Consider the following 215-nt stretch of genomic DNA (forward strand, 5'->3'; position numbering starts at 1 on the left):
TTGAACACGAGATTAATTTCTTAGGAAAATAGATAATCTTCCTTGTGTGCAAGCACACGGTGTCAGATTCCTAATTTTCTACAGAAATTTCGCTAGCCGAACATCTCTTTGTATCCTAGATAATGGAGCCTAGCGGGATCGAACCGCTGACCTCCTGCGTGCAAAGCAGGCGCTCTCCCAGCTGAGCTAAGGCCCCGACTAATAAACTGGTTGTT

The 215-nt window shown here is 45.6% G+C and carries 1 tRNA gene; it reads right to left on the reverse strand.

The features are described from left to right. Nucleotides 1-123: 123 nt before the first annotated feature. A tRNA-Ala gene (locus AT575_RS10480) sits at nt 124-196 on the reverse strand. Nucleotides 197-215: the final 19 nt, after the last annotated feature.

Source organism: Streptococcus penaeicida, from assembly GCF_002887775.1.
Taxonomy (GTDB): Bacteria; Bacillota; Bacilli; order Lactobacillales; family Streptococcaceae; genus Streptococcus; species Streptococcus penaeicida.